This is a genomic window from Actinomadura napierensis, assembly GCF_039529375.1.
Lineage (GTDB): Bacteria > Actinomycetota > Actinomycetes > Streptosporangiales > Streptosporangiaceae > Spirillospora > Spirillospora napierensis.
In genome coordinates this window covers 49,770-51,259 of sequence record NZ_BAAAMR010000076.1, presented here as the reverse complement: position 1 = coordinate 51,259, position 1,490 = coordinate 49,770, and the positions used below count along the sequence as shown (strand labels likewise).

Sequence of the window (1,490 nt, the reverse complement as noted above, 5' to 3'; positions counted from 1 at the left end):
CCCGGGCGGCGCCCGGCTCGGCCGCGCCCGCGCCCGCCGAGCGCGCCGGCGCGCTGCACGCCGCCGCCCGCGCCGTCGAGGAGCACGCGGACGAGCTGGCCGCACTGGTCACCGCCGAGATGGGCAAGCCGGCGGACGACGCGCTCGGCGGTGTCCAGGCCGGGGCCGGGACGCTGCGCCAGTACGCCGAGCTGGGGCCCCTGCACGGGGGCCGCAGCCTGCAGGGCGGCTGGAGCGCCGCCGACTTCATGGCCCGCGAACCGCTCGGGCTCGTCGCCGTCATCACCCCGTGGAACGACCCCGTCGCCATCGCCTGCGGGCTCATCGGCGCGGCCGTGGCCGCGGGCAACACCGTCGTGCACAAGCCGTCCGAGCGGACCCCGCACACCGGCGCGCTGCTGACCGAACTGCTCGCCGGATGCCTGCCCGGCGGGGTCGTCAACATGGTCAGCGGCGACGGCACCACCGGCGAGGCGCTCGCCGGCCATCCCGACCTCGACGCGGTCGCGCACGTCGGCTCCACCCGCGCCGGCCGCCGCATCGCCGAGCTGACCGCGGGCACCGGAGCCAAGGCGCTGCTGGAGAACGGCGGCGCCGACCCGCTGATCGTGGACGCGGGCGTCGACCCCGGCTGGGCGGCCGAGCAGGCCGCCACCGGCTGCTTCGCCAACGCCGGCCAGATCTGCACCTCCGTCGAGCGGATCTACGTCCACGAGTCGGTCGCCAAGGAGTTCGTCGCCGCGCTGACCGCACGCGCGCAGGCGCTGCGGACCGGCCCGGGCCGCGACCCGTCCACCGAGCTCGGCCCGCTGGTGGACGAGCGGCACCGCACCGAGGTCCACGAGCAGGTCGAGAAGGCCGTCGCGGACGGCGCGCGCCTGCGCGCCGGCGGCCTGATCCCCGAGGGGCCCGGCTGCTTCTACCCGGCGACCGTGCTGGACGGCTGCACCGACGCCATGGCGGTCATGGCGGAGGAGACGTTCGGGCCCGTCGCGCCGGTCCGCGCCGTCGGCTCCTTCGAGAAGGCGCTGGACGCGGCGAACCGCTCCCGCTACGGGCTCGCCGCGACCGTCCTCACCCGCGACATGGCGCACGCGCAGGCCGCCTGGCGCACCCTGAAGGCGGGCACCGTGAAGATCAACGCGGTGTTCGGCGGCGCGCCCGGAGGCGCCGCCACCCCGCGCCGCGCCAGCGGCCGGGGCTTCGGCTACGGCCCCGAGCTGCTCGACGAGATGACCGCGGTGAAGGTCGTCCACCTGCAGACCGACATCCCCTGACGAATCAGCCCTTGACGGTCAGCAGCGGCCGCAGCTCCGCGACGGGCGTGGCGACGCCTCCGCCGCGCAGGCTCGACACCACCGGCCCGATGTCCTTGTAGGCCCACGGCGCCTCCTGCTTGAGGTCGCGGCGCCACGCGGCCATCACGTCGGACCGCCGCGCCACCATCGGGTCGCGGTGGTCCAGCGGCGTCACGACGCGGAACTCGCGCA

General features: G+C 76.7%; 2 protein-coding genes. One reads left to right on the top strand and one right to left on the bottom strand.

Going from position 1 to position 1,490, the window contains the following annotated elements; all coding sequences use genetic code 11:
• The coding region (locus ABD296_RS33815; protein ID WP_344276740.1) for an aldehyde dehydrogenase family protein at positions 1–1,277 on the top strand (1,277 nt) is incomplete at its 5' end.
• Positions 1,278–1,281: 4 nt separating this feature from the next.
• Here ABD296_RS33815 and ABD296_RS33810 read toward each other — a convergent pair.
• Positions 1,282–1,490, bottom strand: a 209-nt coding sequence (locus ABD296_RS33810) for an RtcB family protein (RefSeq protein WP_344276737.1), incomplete at its 5' end; no start/stop codon positions are given.